The 15608-nt window shown below is 38.3% G+C and carries 14 protein-coding genes and 1 tRNA gene; 13 read left to right on the top strand and 2 right to left on the bottom strand.

All coding sequences use genetic code 11. From position 1 onward, the window contains the following. The first annotated feature begins 3 nt into the window (after window positions 1–3). Window positions 4–540 carry an NUDIX hydrolase gene (locus tag BM097_RS01775; protein ID WP_090545283.1) on the top strand — a complete coding sequence of 179 codons (537 nt, stop codon included), beginning with the start codon at window positions 4–6 and terminating at the stop codon, window positions 538–540. Between the two features lie 163 nt (window positions 541–703). Here BM097_RS01775 and BM097_RS01770 read toward each other — a convergent pair whose 3' ends face one another. Next, window positions 704–1735: a 3-deoxy-7-phosphoheptulonate synthase gene (locus BM097_RS01770; RefSeq protein ID WP_090545281.1), complete on the bottom strand. Its 1032-nt coding sequence runs from the start codon at window positions 1733–1735 to the stop codon at window positions 704–706. Window positions 1736–1753: 18 nt separating this feature from the next. After that, the gene (locus BM097_RS01765; protein WP_090545279.1) at window positions 1754–2611 is read right to left on the bottom strand and encodes a shikimate dehydrogenase; all 858 of its coding nucleotides are present in this window, start codon (window positions 2609–2611) and stop codon (window positions 1754–1756) included. A gap of 159 nt (window positions 2612–2770) precedes the next feature. On the opposite strand from BM097_RS01765, the gene BM097_RS01760 reads away from it, so the two are divergent. The 12 genes from BM097_RS01760 (at window position 2771) to BM097_RS16790 (ending at window position 15582) form a co-directional block, all read left to right on the top strand. Next, window positions 2771–2844, top strand: a tRNA-Arg gene (locus tag BM097_RS01760). Window positions 2845–2879: 35 nt separating this feature from the next. Beyond that, window positions 2880–4145 (top strand): SH3 domain-containing protein, encoded by a 1266-nt coding sequence (locus tag BM097_RS01755; protein WP_090545277.1) that lies wholly within the window; start codon window positions 2880–2882, stop codon window positions 4143–4145. 73 nt (window positions 4146–4218) lie between these two features. Then, window positions 4219–4941 (top strand): pseudouridine synthase, encoded by a 723-nt coding sequence (locus tag BM097_RS01750; protein WP_090545275.1) that lies wholly within the window; start codon window positions 4219–4221, stop codon window positions 4939–4941. 38 nt (window positions 4942–4979) lie between these two features. Beyond that, window positions 4980–6983, top strand: a complete 2004-nt coding sequence (gene ligA, locus BM097_RS01745) for an NAD-dependent DNA ligase LigA (protein ID WP_177197334.1) — start codon at window positions 4980–4982, stop codon at window positions 6981–6983. Between the two features lie 55 nt (window positions 6984–7038). Then, complete coding sequence (locus BM097_RS01740) at window positions 7039–8742, top strand: GGDEF domain-containing protein (protein ID WP_090545270.1); 1704 nt, start codon at window positions 7039–7041, stop codon at window positions 8740–8742. Beyond that, window positions 8735–10414: a GGDEF domain-containing protein gene (locus tag BM097_RS01735; protein WP_090545268.1), complete on the top strand. Its 1680-nt coding sequence runs from the start codon at window positions 8735–8737 to the stop codon at window positions 10412–10414. The genes BM097_RS01740 and BM097_RS01735 overlap by 8 nt, the downstream gene beginning before the upstream one ends. Before the next feature lie 67 nt (window positions 10415–10481). Then, window positions 10482–11405 carry a homoserine O-acetyltransferase MetA gene (gene metA, locus BM097_RS01730; RefSeq protein ID WP_090545266.1) on the top strand — a complete coding sequence of 308 codons (924 nt, stop codon included), beginning with the start codon at window positions 10482–10484 and terminating at the stop codon, window positions 11403–11405. A gap of 296 nt (window positions 11406–11701) precedes the next feature. Further along, complete coding sequence (locus BM097_RS01725) at window positions 11702–12775, top strand: DUF5688 family protein (RefSeq protein ID WP_090545264.1); 1074 nt, start codon at window positions 11702–11704, stop codon at window positions 12773–12775. 33 nt (window positions 12776–12808) lie between these two features. Then, window positions 12809–13738 carry a replication initiator protein A gene (locus BM097_RS01720; RefSeq protein WP_090545262.1) on the top strand — a complete coding sequence of 310 codons (930 nt, stop codon included), beginning with the start codon at window positions 12809–12811 and terminating at the stop codon, window positions 13736–13738. After that, the gene (locus BM097_RS01715) at window positions 13731–14552 is read left to right on the top strand and encodes a ParA family protein (protein ID WP_090545260.1); all 822 of its coding nucleotides are present in this window, start codon (window positions 13731–13733) and stop codon (window positions 14550–14552) included. Before BM097_RS01720 ends, BM097_RS01715 begins: the two co-directional genes overlap by 8 nt. Next, a complete protein-coding gene (locus BM097_RS01710; RefSeq protein WP_090545258.1) occupies window positions 14512–15450 on the top strand; it encodes a ParB/RepB/Spo0J family partition protein in 939 nt (312 codons plus the stop codon). The genes BM097_RS01715 and BM097_RS01710 overlap by 41 nt, the downstream gene beginning before the upstream one ends. Before the next feature lie 9 nt (window positions 15451–15459). Continuing rightward, window positions 15460–15582 carry a hypothetical protein gene (locus BM097_RS16790; protein WP_255406607.1) on the top strand — a complete coding sequence of 41 codons (123 nt, stop codon included), beginning with the start codon at window positions 15460–15462 and terminating at the stop codon, window positions 15580–15582. Window positions 15583–15608: the final 26 nt, after the last annotated feature.

Raw genomic sequence — 15608 nt, 5'->3', positions numbered from 1 at the left:
GTTATGGAGAAAATTGAGAGAGTTGATCGTAAGCTTGTGCACAAAGGCTCTATTCTTGATATATACGAGGATACAGTTCGTTTACCAAATGGTAATGAAGAAAAATGGGATTTCGTTAGTCATAGAATGGGTGCAGCCTGCGTGTTGGCAGTACGACCAGATGGCAAGCTTATTATGGTGCGTCAATACAGAAACGCTTTAGATAGATTCACACTTGAGGTGCCTGCAGGAAAGCGTGATTCCCTTAATGAGGACACAAGCATTTGTGCAGCCAGAGAGCTAGAGGAAGAAACTGGATATCGCGCAGGAAAGCTGGAAAAACTATTATCTCTTAAATCTACAGTAGCTTTCTGTGATGAATTAATAGATGTATATTTAGCTACCGATTTGAAGAAAATTGGAGAGCAAAACTTAGATGAAGCAGAAGACATTGATATAGAATTTTATGAGCTAGAAGAGCTTATGGATATGTGCTACGCCGGCAAGCTACAAGACGCCAAAACAGTGGCCGCTATTATGGCTTATGCAGCAAAAAAATAGCCTTCCCCCTTTGGGGGAAGGTGGCTGCGTAGCAGACGGATGAGGGTCTTTTTTAGATATTTCCCTCATCAGTCACCTGCGGTGACAGCTTGTCTCGCCTCCCGGCTCGGTCGTTGCTAAACAGGCTCCACTGGAGCCTAGCAACCCCAGAGGGGGAAGCCTTTTAGTTTCGCTCAGCTATTGTGTAGAGCAGGTGTCTTGTATCTTCCCATCCAAGGCATGGGTCTGTGATAGATTGTCCGTAAGTCTGATGGTCGGAGATAGGCTGGCAACCCTCCACCAGATAGCTTTCAATCATCACGCCTTTAACTAAATTCTTAATAGCATCAGAGTGATTACGGTTGTGCATCACTTCTTTTACAATTCTTATTTGTTCTTTATATTGTTTGTTTGAATTAGAATGATTTGCATCTATGATGCAGGCAGGATTTACTAAATCCATTTCTTCGTACATATTGTGGAGACGGATTAGGTCTTCGTAGTGGTAGTTTTGAGTGCTATTTCCGTGCTTTGAAACTGCTCCACGTAAAATTGTGTGGGCCAGAGGATTTCCTGTTGTAGTTACCTCGTAGCCTGAGAAGGTAAAGTGATGTGGATGCTGCGCCGCATATACGGAGTTAAGCATTACGGAAAAATCACCAGATGTTGGATTTTTCATTCCCGAAGCCACGTCAAAGCCAGAGACTGTAAGTCTGTGATGCTGGTCTTCAACGGAACGAGCACCAATAGCTACGTAAGAAAGTAAATCATCTACATATCCCCAGTTCTCAGGATAGAGCATTTCGTCTGCTGCTGTAAGATGTGTTTCTGTCATGGCACGTATGTGCATTTTTCTCATTGCAATTAGACCTGCAACCATATCAGGAGCTTCATTAGGGTCGGGCTGAGAAGCAATTCCCTTGTAGCCACTGCCTGTTGTTCTTGGCTTGTTGGTGTAAATACGTGGTACCACAAGAACTTTATCCTTAATATCATCTGCAACTCTGGCAAGCTTTTCTATGTATTCACAAACAGCATCTTCGTTATCAGCGGAGCAAGGTCCGATAATACATAAAAATCGGTCATCTTTACCTGTAATAATATCAGCTACTTCCTTATCACGATTTGCCTTGATTTCTTTGATATCATCAGGGACAGGAAGCTGTTCTTTAATCTCCTCAGGAGTAGGCATTTTTTTAAGATAATTGAAGCTCATTGTTTTTAAAAATCCTTTCTATATATCAAAGCAGGTGGCTTTGATTAATTCTATTGGCATATCTTGACCAGTCCAAAGCTTGAAGGCGGCAGCCCCCTGGTATAGGAGCATGTATTTTCCGTTCATTGTTTTGCAACCCTTGGACTTTGCATCCTTTAAAAGCTTTGTTTCAGGTGGATGATAAATTACATCGCAAACATTAAGTGATGGACGTAGAAATTCTATTGGAACTAAAGATGAATCGTCATCGCCCATGCCAACATTTGTACAGTTGATAAGTATATCACTTTCATCAATACAAAACCTCATAATTTCTAAATTGTTGATATCATAGACTGAAACATCGCAATTAGTAGACTTTGAAAGCTTGTCGGCGTATTCTACAGTATTGGCAAAAGTAGAATTGTTACGTTTTAATATATAGATTCTTTCAACTCCTTCAATGGCAGCCTGGGTGACGATAGAAGTGGCAGCACCTCCAGCACCAAGTACGGTGATTGTTTTACCTACATAAGGTATATCACTGTCTGTCATTGATTGTAGAAAGCCGATTCCATCAGTGGTATAGCCCTTTAATTTGCCATTTTCACAGACGCAGGTATTCACTGATTGAGATAGTTTCGCAGCATCATCTATTTCATCTAAATATGGGATAATAGCAGTTTTTAAAGGCATAGTAAGGTTGAAGTTCATACAATTTAAGGCCTTTAAACCTTCAACTGCTGTGCCAAGATTTTCTTGATTTACATCAAAGGCCATATATGAATAATCCAGGCCTAGAGCCTCAAAAGCGGTGTTATGCATGGCAGGTGAAATGCTGTGAGAAACAGGACTGCCAAGTAAGCATATTAATTGTGTGGAACCTGATGGATTCATATAAATTCTCCTTTATAAAAATTGAGTTAATTTTATACCACTTTAGTACTTTTATCAACTAAAGTTTGACCAAAAAAATCGAAATTCTATTCTTTTATTGCCCTAGAAAATTTGATGTGAATTGTAAGATGTGATACAATAATTCGGCAGATAAATTAAGTAGGCGTAGCGTAGTTGGATAACGCATCGGACTCCGACTCCGAAGACCGCCGGTTCGAATCCGGCCGTCTACAGTTAAACAAATACGCATAAATACATTGGAGGACCCATGAATTTTCAAGACTTAAAAACAAAAATTAAAAATATAGCAATTGTATGTGGAGATTTCGTTTTTAAATATAGAAGATACTTTTTAGCGGGATGTATATTCATAGCAATGATGTTAGTTCTTTTCCTTGGAACCACATCAAAGGAGCAAACAGAAAAATTAAATACAAAATCTACAGCAAATGTCACTAAAGAATTTAAAAAGAATAAGAACACTGAATTAAATGCATTAATTAATGATTATTATGTAGCTTATGCTGATGGCAATACAGATACATTAGCATCCATCGCCACTCCAATCAGTGATCAGGAGATTAGCTACATTAAGTTTTATAGCCAGTATATCGACAGCTTTAACAATATTGAGATATACACAAAGCAGGGACTTAACGCTGGTTCATATCTTGTTACTACAGAAGTAGAGCTTAAGTATGCAAATATTGATACTCCAGCTCCTGGACTTGATTTCTTCTATGTTGAGACAAATGATGATGGAAAGCTTTTCATCAACAACATTTACGGTTCATTCAACCAGAATAACAATATCTACGAAATGGACTCAGAGGTTTCTGATTTAATTGGTGTATTTATTCGTCAGCAGGACTTATTAGATATGGAAGCTGATATTCAGGATGCTTACACAAAGGCACTTGAAAGTGATTCAGCACTTAACACATTCATGAACGAAACACTTCCAGCTGCACATGCACAGTGGCATACAGATTATGATGCTGAAGTTGCTGCCGCTGAAGAGGCTGCTAAGAAGGCTGAAGAAGAGGCCGCTGCAGAAGCAGAAGCTGAGGCAAAGAAGCAGGCTGAAACAGAGGAAGAGGCTAATTCTTATTCAGGAAAGATTAATTCGAAGGCAAACGTAAGAGAAGCCGCTGATAAAAATAGTAATCGTCTAGGTTCTATCGAAAAGGGAACAGCTATTAAGATTTACGGTGAGGAAGGCGATTTCTACAAGTTTGATTACGATGGTAAGAAAGCATATATCACAAAGGATGCTGTTACATTAGATTCAGAAGCTAATTCAGAGGACACAGCTGAAGAAGAAACAACCAACGCAAGTGCTATTGCTGAGGGTACAGAGGTTACACTTAGCTCAACCATCAATATCCGTTCTCAGATGGATTCATCTTCATCAAAGGTAGCTGTAGCATACGCAGGAGAAAAGGTTACTGTTGTTATGAGCTACGCAGAAGGTTGGACAAAGGTTAAATATGGCAAGAAGGAAGGCTATATCAGAACAGACCTTTTACACTAATATAATTTGATTTTTGCATGTTATGGAGACCATGTAGGTGGTCTCCATTATATTTATTGTTAGGAGGAATCCTTTGGAGGAAAATATTAGACTTAACAAGTTTTTAAGTGATGCTGGAGTCTGTAGTAGGCGAGCAGCAGATAAAGCTATTGAGGCTGGTAAGGTTTTGGTAAACGGCAAGCCTGCTGTCATGGGGCAGAGGATAATTAGCACAGACCAGGTGGTATTTGAAGGACAAATAGTATCAAATGACAATAAAAAGCCAGTGCTTATTGCATATAACAAGCCAGCAGGCATTGTGTGCACAGCTGAAAAGCGTGAGAAGAATAATATTATCGACCATATAAATTATTCTGAAAGAATCTATCCAATTGGCAGATTGGATAAGGATAGCACAGGCTTAATTTTGCTCACAAATCAGGGAGATTTGGTAAATAAGATTATGAGAGCGGTGAACGCTCATGAAAAAGAATATGTAGTTTCTGTAGATAAAGAGATTACAGGAGATTTTATCAAAAAAATGTCTGATGGTGTTTATCTTGACGAGCTAGAGGTTACCACTAGAAAATGCAAGGTAAGAAAGCTTTCTAAGAATGAGTTTAATATCATTCTTACACAGGGCTTAAACAGACAGATTAGAAGAATGTGCCAGATGCTTGGCTACAAGGTTAAGACTCTTAAAAGAATTAGAATAATGAATATCGAACTAGGCAATTTAAAGGAGGACACATACAGGGATGTTACTGCCGAGGAAATTGCAATTTTGAATAAAATGCTAGAAGGTTCTAGAAATTAATAGCTTTGCCAACTAAAAAGGCAGATTAGGAGAGAATAATGGAATTACAAGAATATAAAAAGCTAATCGATGAAATCGATTATCACATGGATAGATACTACAATCAGAACGAGCCAGAAATTAGCGATTATGATTACGATCAGCTTATGATTAAGCTTAAGGAAGCAGAAAAGGAGCATCCAGAGTGGGTTACTCCTGATTCGCCATCTCAAAAAATAGGTGGCGTGGCTATGCGTGAGGCTGGTGTTAAGGTTACCCATGACGTGCCTATGCTTTCCATCGAGGATGTTTTTGATAAGGCAGATGTGACTGCATGGGTAGATAAGGTAAAGGCTGTTCATCCTGATGCAAAGTTTTCTGTAGAGGCTAAAATCGATGGCCTTAGCATGACTCTTAGATATGAAAAGGATTCAAAGAATCGACTAAAGCTTACACTTGCCGAGACTAGAGGTGATGGCCTTATAGGTGAAGATGTTACTGCAAATGCTCTTGTTATCCCAGATGTTAATCAGTACTTGGATTTGCCTTACGATTCACTTCAGCTTCGTGGTGAGGTATATATGTCCCATGAGGATTTTGATAGATTTAATAGTGAGCAGGAGCTAAAAGGTGCAAAGCTTGCTGCCAATCCAAGAAATCTTGCTGCAGGAACATTAAGACAGTTAGATGCCAATATCACAAAGGAACGTGGCTTAAAGATGTTTGTATTCAACGTTCAGCAGGGACCTCAGGAGCTTACTATCAGCCACTGTGATGGAATGGATATATTGAATTCCCACGGTGTTCCAACTGTATTCCATAAGAAGTGTGAGACTGCAGCTGAAATACTTAGCGTAATAGATGAAATTGGTGATTTGCGTGGTGAGTTCCCATTTGATATTGATGGTGCGGTGGTAAAGATTGACCAGGTTGCTTATAGAAACGATTTTTCTACTAGTGCTAAATATTCAAATGGTCACATTGCTTACAAGTACCCACCTGAAGAAAAGGAGACCAAGCTTTTAGATGTTGAATTATCTGTAGGTCGTACAGGTCGTGTAAATCCAACAGCTATTTTTGAGCCAATTCGTTTATGCGGTACATCTGTTAGCCGAGCAACTCTTCACAATCAGGATTTCATAGATGATTTGGATATAGGTATCGGAGATACGATAGTTGTATATAAATCTGGAGAAATCATTCCAAAGGTAAAGGAAGTAGTACATTCTAAGAGACCTGCTGGTGTTAGCACCTACAAAATTCCAAATGTCTGCCCAGTTTGTGGTGGCCCTGTTTCAAGGGACGCAGATACAGCAGATATGAAGTGTACTAATCCTAGTTGTCCAGCTCAGCTTGTCAGACATATTATAAATTTCGTATCAAGGGATGCCATGGATATCAAAGGCTTTGGCGACGTATACGTAGAGGATTTGGTTAATCAGGGATATATCAAGGATATTGCGGATGTATTTACTCTAAAGAATCATCGTGATGAATTAATCGAAAAGGGCATTATTGGAAAAGAGAAAAATACTGACAAGCTTTTAGGCGTAATAGAAGCAGCCAAGGCTAATGATGCTAATAGATTGTTTACAGGCTTCGGAATCCCTAATGTTGGTAAGGCAGCTGCAAAGACCTTGTTATCACAGTTTAAGGATATCGAAAGGATTATGGAGTTAACCATAGAGGAGCTTACTCAGGTTAACGATATTGGAGAAATCAGCGCTAAATCAATTTATGATTATCTTCACAATCCTGTAAATATCGAAATTATTGCCAGATTAAAGGAAGCAGGTGTAAATATGGTAGAGGCCGAAAAGGAAGGTGCTACCGACAAGCTTTCAGGACTTACCTTTGTAATCACTGGAACACTTCCTAATATGGGCAGAAAAGAGGCTCAGGAGTTGATAGAGCTTAACGGCGGCAAATGCTCAGGCTCAGTCTCAAAAAAGACCAGTTATTTAGTTGCAGGTGATGCTGCAGGAAGCAAGCTTGACAAGGCTAATTCCTTGGGCGTAACAGTTCTTGACGAGGAAGGCTTGCTTGCATTGATTAATGGGTAAATTATAAGCTTTATTCCATAGAATACACACAGTTATAGTGTATAATTTATTTACTATGGAAAAGAAACGACAAATTCGAATTACAAAGATTTTCGTGCTCCCATTGTTGCTTATGCTTTTCTTTATAGTGTTAGTCACCTTTGGGAGTACTTGGTTCACAACGTCTTCAGTTAACAATATCAGCTGTTTAGATGATGGCTGGTCTATTTCTCGTGAGGATAAAACTGTTGAGAACGTAAATCTTTTGGATTATAAAATTGGTAATAGCAAAAAGGGAGAGGTAATAACTATCTCTAAAACTGTTTTTGCAAATTCTGGTGAATCAAGCCTGATGTTTAAAAGCTTTTTGACCACGGTAGCAGTGTACATGGATGGGGAGCTTATATATACATATGGGCTTGATTACTTAAATAATAATGATTTTATTCCTAAAAAGTACAATATTGTCACATTAGGAAGACCAGGATATCACGACCTAAGCATTAAATATGTGGTTGGTGATGATAATTTTTCGGAGAAATTTCCTCCTATCTATTACGGCTCGAAGTATGAATTAATTGGATATTTCTTTAATTATAAGCGTACATCATTTTTTATAGGCGCATTTCTATTAATCTATTCGTGCCTATCTTTTTCCCTATGGATTTATTTATCGTTAATTAATAAAGGCTCTTCACAGCTGATTATCGGTGCCTTTTTCTCGCTTTTACTAGGCTACTACGTATATGCGTATAATGACATAACCTGCATAATCGGTAATCATGCTATGCTGTTTTCTGTTTTAGAGTATATGACATTTTATCTAATGCCATTAGCTCTAACAATTCTTTTATATTCACTTCATGCAAACGTTGCCAATCACCGACAGAAGATTTTTATAATTATAAATATCGTATATCCGATAGTGTTTATGGATATGCATTTTACTAATTACGTTCATATACATAGATTTTTACCTATCGTAGGGGTGCTTGCTGTACTGGAAGTACTATGTCTTCTTCCTGCATTAGTACATGGCGTTATCATGAAACAAAAGGAGAGGATGATAGATGAATATTACCCAGGAGTAGATGCTGAGGTCTATTTGCTTATTGGCTGTATAGTGCTAATGGTATTCTCTTTATTTGAAATTACCAACTTATACATATTTAAGGTCAACGAGGTTATTACAAAACCAGATATTTTATCATCCCTTAACTTCATGGAATTGGGCATGCTGTTTTTCATGATGTGTCACTTTATCTACTATTTTATGAATAGTATTGATCATATGAGTGAGAATCGTATAAAGGCCCAGCTTGAAGGCCTTGCTTATAAGGATGCTCTTACTGGTCTTATGAATAGAGCAAGATGTAGCCAATACTACGCCACTCTGACAGGGGATTACGCCATGGTTAGCTTGGACTTGGATAAGCTCAAGTATGTGAATGATACCTTTGGTCATCTTGAAGGTGATAGGATGATAAAGAGCTTTTCTGAATTACTTATGCAGTCCTTTGACGGGGCAAGCATTATAGGTAGAACTGGAGGCGATGAGTTTATAGCTGTGTTCGAAAATCCTACAGCTGATGTATGCGATAAATCTATCAGAAGGCTTGAGGCTGCCATGGATAAGTTTAACAAGGAGGACGACATAATTTCTCTTTCAGCTTCTTACGGCTATGCTTATAGCTATGAAGTAAAAAGCAAAAAACATCAGGATGTATTTTATCTGGCGGATCAGAGAATGTACAAAATGAAGGAGGAGCACCATGGTTAAAAAGTTTGGTTATTTAATGATTTCCTTCTTGGTATTCATAGTTCTGATTAATATAGGTCAGTGGTTTATCAAGCCAGCTAATGACTCGGATATAGTAGTTCTGGATGAAGGCTGGACGGTGTACTATAACAACACAGAGTATGAGGATGTTAAGCTTTCGGAGTTTAGAAAGCTAGTTGGAAAAGGCACAAGTAAAGGCGACAATATTATATTTATACATGATGATGTTAGCTTAAAATATTATACTGTGCCAACTTTTATGTTTGAAAGCAGATTTAGCGCCTGGAATCTTTATCAGGACGAAACCCATATTGATGATGATTTTCTGGATGCTTATAAGGAAGGAAAGTTTATTGGATGCAATTACAATTTTATAACCTTGCATCGGTCATATAAAGATGTGCGTCTTATGCTTGCCGTTTTTGTGAACGAGGATGGAGCCTATAATTACTATGAAGCACCAGTAATTGGAGATTATCTGGATGTATTATTCTACGAAATATATAGGCATAGCTTCTTCTTTTTGATAGCAGCCTTTCTTATCGTATTTGGTTTAATCTTTTTTGCGATAGCTGTTGCGTTTAGAAGTGACATGCCTGAAATAAATATGCAGATGTATTCAGCGTTGCTGTTTCTTGTGCTGGGTACTTGGTTTATGGCTCAGTTCGAACTCTTTGATCTTTTCGTGGACACCAATGGTCATCAAACGGAGATTGAGTATATATCTTTATATATGGTTGTTCCCCTCATGTATATGGTTATGGGATGCATGAGAAATTATTTGAAGAAAAAAATCTTTTGGGCATTTTCCTTTGTGGGAGCCATGATTCCATTAGTTTTGATTGCCTTGCATTTCTTTGGAGTGGTTTATATAAATAGACTGCTTTTTGTATATCAGCTTGATGCAGTGGTCTTGATTGTATTTATGTTTGTAATGATCCTTATGATAGACCTACGTAGTGAGAAGTTGCCGGGAACCCAATTAATTCAGGTAATAGGACAGGCCTTATTGGCATTAGCATTTGTTTTTAACATGCTATTTTTCTATCTTGAAGTAATAGGAGTATCTGAGCAGATAATGTTATCAAAAAAGGTTGTTCCACTTGGAGCGATGTGCATGGTTTTTGGCACAATGGTAAATTATTATCTATTCATTTCAGAATCCTTCTCAAGAAAAAGTGAGTTTGCATCGTTAGCACATCTTGCCTACGAGGATGAGCTGACTAGAATTGCAAATCGCTCTAAGTATGAGAAATACATGGAAAATCTATGGGCTAAGGGAGAAGATTTTCTTGTAGTAAGCATCGATTTAAATGGGCTTAAAACCGTTAATGATAATCAAGGTCATCTTATGGGTGACAAATATCTAGTTGAATTTGGTACAGTCCTTGAAGATTGCTTTGGAAATGAAGGCTTTATCGCAAGAATAGGAGGGGACGAATTTGTAGCAATCCTTACAGGGGATAACATGTCAAAGGTGGATGAATTAATAGAAAAAATGAATAGGTCTTTAGACAAGCTGAATGCTGAGGATGCTACCCTTTACAGAAGTGCAGCGGTTGGCTATGCCTATAGACATGAAGCTCCAGATAAAGAATACCATTCTGTATATCTGCTGGCAGATGAACGCATGTATGAGAACAAAAAATTAACTCATGGCGCAAGGCGGTAGGTTGTGATATTATAAGAAAAGTTACATTAGATTTACTGTGTTGTGAGAAAAAAGGAGAATAATAAGTATGCCAATTAGAACACAAAATGATTTACCTGCCAAGGCCATACTTGAAAATGAAAATATTTTCGTTATGGACGAAAATAGGTCAACTCATCAGGACATCAGACCTATTAGTATTGGAATTTTAAACCTAATGCCTCTCAAGGAGGATACAGAGCTTCAATTACTTCGTTCTCTTTCAAACACACCACTTCAGGTAGATGTTACTTTCCTAACAGTAGGTGGGCATGAGAGCAAAAACACCAGCAAGACTCATTTAGATACATTCTACGAGCACATTGAGGATGTATATGATAGATTTTTTGATGGATTAATCATTACGGGCGCACCTGTGGAACAGATGCCTTTCGAGGAAGTAGATTATTGGGAGGAGCTGTGTAAGGTCTTCGAATGGACCAAGACACATGTCACATCCACACTTCATTTGTGCTGGGGCTGCCAGGCTGGTCTTTATTATCGCTACGGTATTCCTAAATTCGATTTAACTGAAAAGAAATTTGGAGTATTTCCGCACAGAGTGCAGAATCGTAAGATTCCTCTTGTGCGTGGATTTGATGATATTTTTTATGCACCACATAGCCGTCACACAGGCGTGCGCACAGAAGATATTGAGGCCTGTGAAGATTTAGTTGTCTGCGCCAAAGGTGAAGAAGCAGGCGTGTTCCTTTGCATGTCTAAGGATGGCAGCAATATCTTTGTAATGGGGCATCCAGAGTACGACCGTTTCACTCTTGATAGTGAATACAAGCGTGACCGCGACAAGGGCTTAGACATTGCCCTCCCAGAGAATTATTACCCAGATGATGATCCAGATGAAAAGCCTCTGCTTCAGTGGCGAAGTCACGGGAATATTTTGTATAGTAATTGGTTGAATTATTACGTATATCAGAACACCCCTTATGAGTGGAATAAGATATCCGAGAAGTAGCGTAAATACTGGGCTTGCGAGCATGTTTTAAATTGCTTTAAAACGCATTATAACGCTTTAATATGTTTGATATTACAAGGTGTGAAAATGGCGTAAAATGGGCATTCTTAAGATTGGGCCTAGGAAAAAATGGTGTGAAAATGGTGTAAAAATGGTGTATAAATTTCATACACCATTTACCTCAAAAAACGTGATAAATACAGTACATAGAGCAGTTATTCAATTGAATAATTGCTCTTGTTTTTTGCCCATTTTTGGGGTGAATTAATCAATTTTTATAGGAGGTATACACCATTATGATGAACTACGAAGAATTTAAAGAGAAGTTCACAGAAGACCTTAAGACGAACCTTGAGGCAAAAGGACATGATATCGCCAGTATAGATATCGCTCCTTCACAGAAGCTTAATCAGGATGGTTATGATGCAATTTCTGTTAAGCTTGAGAATTCCATGATGGGACCTAGTGGTAATTTCTCAAATCTGTTTGCAGCTTATGAAAAAACAGATGATTACGATCTGGTCCTGAACCACGCGACAAGGATGATGGATGACGCTATTTCTAACATGCCAAGCTATGATGCAAATCAGCTTACAGATTATGATTTCATCAAGGACAAGTTGGTACTTGAAGCAGTAAATGCTGAAAAGAATGCATCACTTCTTGAGAAGGTTCCTCACAAAGATATGGAGGATATAGCGATTGTATATCGCGTATTACTTGGACAGATGGATGATGGAATAGCATCTGTCGTTGTGACAAATGAGATGCTTGAAAAGATGGATATTACAAAGGATCAGCTTCATCAGGATGCTCTTATTTCATCGCCAGAGATTAGACCAGTTGAGGTTAATACTTTATTTGGAACAATTGCAGAGCTTATTCCTGATGCAGGATTTATGATTCAAGCTGGTGGACCAGAGGATCAGATTCTCGTTGGAACAGTGGCAGATAAGCATCATGGAGCTGGTGTTATTGCTTATGAGGGCTTCTTGGATGAGCAGGCAAAAAAGATGGGAGAAGACTTCTATATTATCCCTTGTTCAATCCACGAGGTGCTTTTAGTACCTGAGTCTATGGCTCACGATATAAATGCTCTTAAGGATATGATTTCCGATGTGAATTCATGTGAGGTTCCACCAGAAGACATCCTTTCGGATAATCTATATCACTATGATTCAAAGGAAAAGGTATTTGAGCTGGCAGAGAACTTCAAAGAGCGAATAGCTACAAAGGAGCATGCGCCTGATAAAGAGGCTGAGAAAGAATCTGCTGTTGGTAAGCTTAAGAAGACCCAGGATAAGGTCAAGGAAGCTCCAAAGAAGGAGCATAAACCAAAGTCTAAGGACAAAGGTGAAATGGCTATATAAGCCAAATAAAGTGAATATACGAGGTGGGATTTAATGTCTAAAAAGTATTTTTATGGTCGGCGGCAAGCTGACCTTTTTTCATTTATAAGAATTCCAAAGTTATTACTAACAGGAAAAAAATATCGCAAGCTTTCCTGTGAGGCTAAGGTACTGTATGGTTTCCTGTTGGATAGGATGAGTTTATCTGCAGAAAATGAATGGTTTGATGATGAAGGTAGAGTCTTTGTTTATTGCACAATCAGTGAAGCTGCTGAAGAGGTTATTGGTTGTGGAGAGAAAAAGGCCTGCAGTGTGTTCAAAGAGCTTGAGGAAATTGAATTAATTGAAAGAAAAAGGCAGGGGCTGAATAAGCCAAATCTCATCTATGTATTGGACTTTTCAGAGGAAGTGTCGGATGGACACTTCCGGAATTGTCCAAATGACATTTCAAGAAATGTCGATAAGTCAAATCAAGAATTGTCGGAAAGACAAACAAATAATACTAAGTTTAATAAAACTGAATTTAGTGATACTGAGTCTAGTCTAGTCTTGTCTAGTGATGAAGGTTATGTAGATGAAGGACCAGACAGGACGGGACAAGACTTTGATAACTACTCTGCAATCAGAAGTTATATTGCAAATCAGATAAGCCTGGACGCTTTGAGAGTTGATTATTCAGATAATCCTCTTGTTGATGAGCTTTATGAGTTGATTGTTGATGTAGTTACGTCATCTAAGAAGGAAATCGTTATTTGTGGAGAGAAAAAGCCAATGAGTATTGTTAGATCACAGTTTATGAAACTGAATATGTTTAATATCGCATTCGTGCTGGAACGTCTAGAAGAAACAAAACCGAAAATAGGTAACATCAAATCGTATCTTTTAACGACCTTGTATAACTCGCTATTAACGACATCTTCTTACTACAGGACTCGTTGCAATAATGAAATATTTAGGAATGAAGGAGGGCAAAACAATGAGTAAGCCAATTGTTATGGCGCTTGTAAATCAGAAAGGTGGGACTGGGAAAACCCAAAGTACAGAAAATCTTGGAATTGGTCTTGCTGCAGAAGGAAAAAAGGTTTTATTGGTTGATTTGGACCCACAGGGTTCACTTACCATCAGCCTTGGGTATCCACGAACAGATGAGATACCGGTAACAGTAAAGGATATTATGGCAAAGGTGCTTAATGAAGAGCGGATAGCTGTTGATGAAGGGATTCTTCATCACAAAGAAGGTGTCGATTTGCTTCCAGCAAATATCGAGTTATCTGGTATGGAATTATCGCTTGTCAATTATATGAGTCGTGAAAGAGTTTTGAAAGAATATATTGATTCCGTAAAAACGAATTACGATTATGTGCTAATTGATTGTATGCCTTCACTTGGAATGCTTACCGTAAATGCGTTAGCCGCTGCAGATCAGTTGGTAATTCCAGTTCAGGCACAGTATCTTTCAGCAAAAGGCTTAGAACAGCTTTTACAGACTGTTAGCAAAGTAAGACGACAGATTAATCCAAAGCTTAAGATAGATGGAATTCTCCTAACTATGGTGGATAACAGAACAAACTATGCTAAGGATATCAGTAATCTTATTCGAGAGACTTATGGCAGCAAGTTAAAGGTTTATAAGACTGAGATTCCACATTCAGTTAGAGCAGCTGAAATAAGTGCTGAGGGAAAGAGTATTTATGCTCATGACCCTAAGGGAAAAGTTGCAGAGGCTTATAGAGAGTTAACCAAGGAGGTATTGAAGAATGAAAGAGCGCGCAAACATTCAATTGACCAGTTACGATGATATCTTTGGCGGGTCAGCTAAGGAAGAAACAGCCAAAGTACCTGATGGTGATGTGGTTGTGCAATTGCCTCTTACAGAGCTTCACGCATTTGAAGGACATCCTTTTAAAGTGAAAGATGATGAAGATATGGCAAAGACGGTTGAATCTATTCAGGAGTTTGGCGTTTTACAGCCAGCTATTGTTAGACCTGATGGAGATGGTTACGAGATTTTATCAGGTCACAGAAGACATCATGCGTGTGAGATTGCTGGTCTTGAAACAATCCCTTGTATTGTTAGGGATTTGGATGATGATGCCGCAACCATTTTGATGGTTGATAGCAATTTGCAGCGTGAGGAAATACTTCCTAGTGAAAGAGCCTGGGCTTATAAGATGAAGTTGGATGCGATGAAAAGACAGGCAGGTAGACCTTCTAAAGAAAATGCGTCCCAAATTGGGACACATTTACGAAGTGATCAAATTATGGCTGAAGAAATAGGTGTTAGTCGAAATCAGATTGCTAGATTTATTCGTCTGACAAATCTTTGTCCAGAGCTGATGGATATGGTTGATGATAAACAAATTGGATTTAATCCAGCTGTGGAATTATCGTTCCTAAATCCAACTCAGCAAAAAGACTTGTTAGAGGCTATTGAATACTCACAGTCTATTCCATCACTTTCTCAGGCTCAGAGAATCAAAGCATTAGCCATAGAAAATAGAATAACTCAGGAAGGAATGAACATCATTCTTTCAGAAGAAAAAAAGCAAGATGTAGACAGAGTTACTCTTAAGAATGATGTTCTTAAGAAATACTTTCCTAAGTCTTACACACCTCGCCAAATGGAGGATACTATTATAAAGCTGCTTGAACAATGGCAGAAGAAACAACAAAGAAATAAAGATATGTGTTTGTAGGAGGCAACTATGATTCCAGTAGAAGTAGATTTAAGTTTTGATGAAAATCAAAAGAAAGCTGATAGGCTTTCAAAGTATCAGGAATTAATAAAACAGGATAAAGAGGAAGAAGAAACAGATGCTAAGAATTAATATTTAGTATCTGTTTTTTTATTGGA

It is taken from the genome of Pseudobutyrivibrio sp. OR37, assembly GCF_900113655.1.
Lineage (GTDB): Bacteria > Bacillota > Clostridia > Lachnospirales > Lachnospiraceae > Pseudobutyrivibrio.
The sequence above is the reverse complement of the archived record's forward strand: the minus strand, read 5'-3'. Positions and strand labels throughout refer to the sequence as shown.

Bases quoted from the DNA above. Each gene is read 5' to 3' on its own strand.
- BM097_RS01740 (WP_090545270.1), top strand. From the start codon at position 7,039: ATGGAAAAGAAACGACAAATTCGAATTACAAAGATTTTCGTGCTCCCA.
- BM097_RS01720 (WP_090545262.1), top strand. From the start codon at position 12,809: ATGTCTAAAAAGTATTTTTATGGTCGGCGGCAAGCTGACCTTTTTTCA.
- metA (WP_090545266.1), top strand. From the start codon at position 10,482: ATGCCAATTAGAACACAAAATGATTTACCTGCCAAGGCCATACTTGAA.
- ligA (WP_177197334.1), top strand. From the start codon at position 4,980: ATGGAATTACAAGAATATAAAAAGCTAATCGATGAAATCGATTATCAC.
- BM097_RS01765 (WP_090545279.1), bottom strand. From the start codon at position 2,611: ATGAATCCATCAGGTTCCACACAATTAATATGCTTACTTGGCAGTCCT.
- BM097_RS01755 (WP_090545277.1), top strand. From the start codon at position 2,880: ATGAATTTTCAAGACTTAAAAACAAAAATTAAAAATATAGCAATTGTA.
- BM097_RS01735 (WP_090545268.1), top strand. From the start codon at position 8,735: ATGGTTAAAAAGTTTGGTTATTTAATGATTTCCTTCTTGGTATTCATA.
- BM097_RS16790 (WP_255406607.1), top strand. From the start codon at position 15,460: ATGATTCCAGTAGAAGTAGATTTAAGTTTTGATGAAAATCAAAAGAAA.
- BM097_RS01775 (WP_090545283.1), top strand. From the start codon at position 4: ATGGAGAAAATTGAGAGAGTTGATCGTAAGCTTGTGCACAAAGGCTCT.
- BM097_RS01715 (WP_090545260.1), top strand. From the start codon at position 13,731: ATGAGTAAGCCAATTGTTATGGCGCTTGTAAATCAGAAAGGTGGGACT.
- BM097_RS01770 (WP_090545281.1), bottom strand. From the start codon at position 1,735: ATGAGCTTCAATTATCTTAAAAAAATGCCTACTCCTGAGGAGATTAAA.
- BM097_RS01725 (WP_090545264.1), top strand. From the start codon at position 11,702: ATGATGAACTACGAAGAATTTAAAGAGAAGTTCACAGAAGACCTTAAG.
- BM097_RS01710 (WP_090545258.1), top strand. From the start codon at position 14,512: ATGAAAGAGCGCGCAAACATTCAATTGACCAGTTACGATGATATCTTT.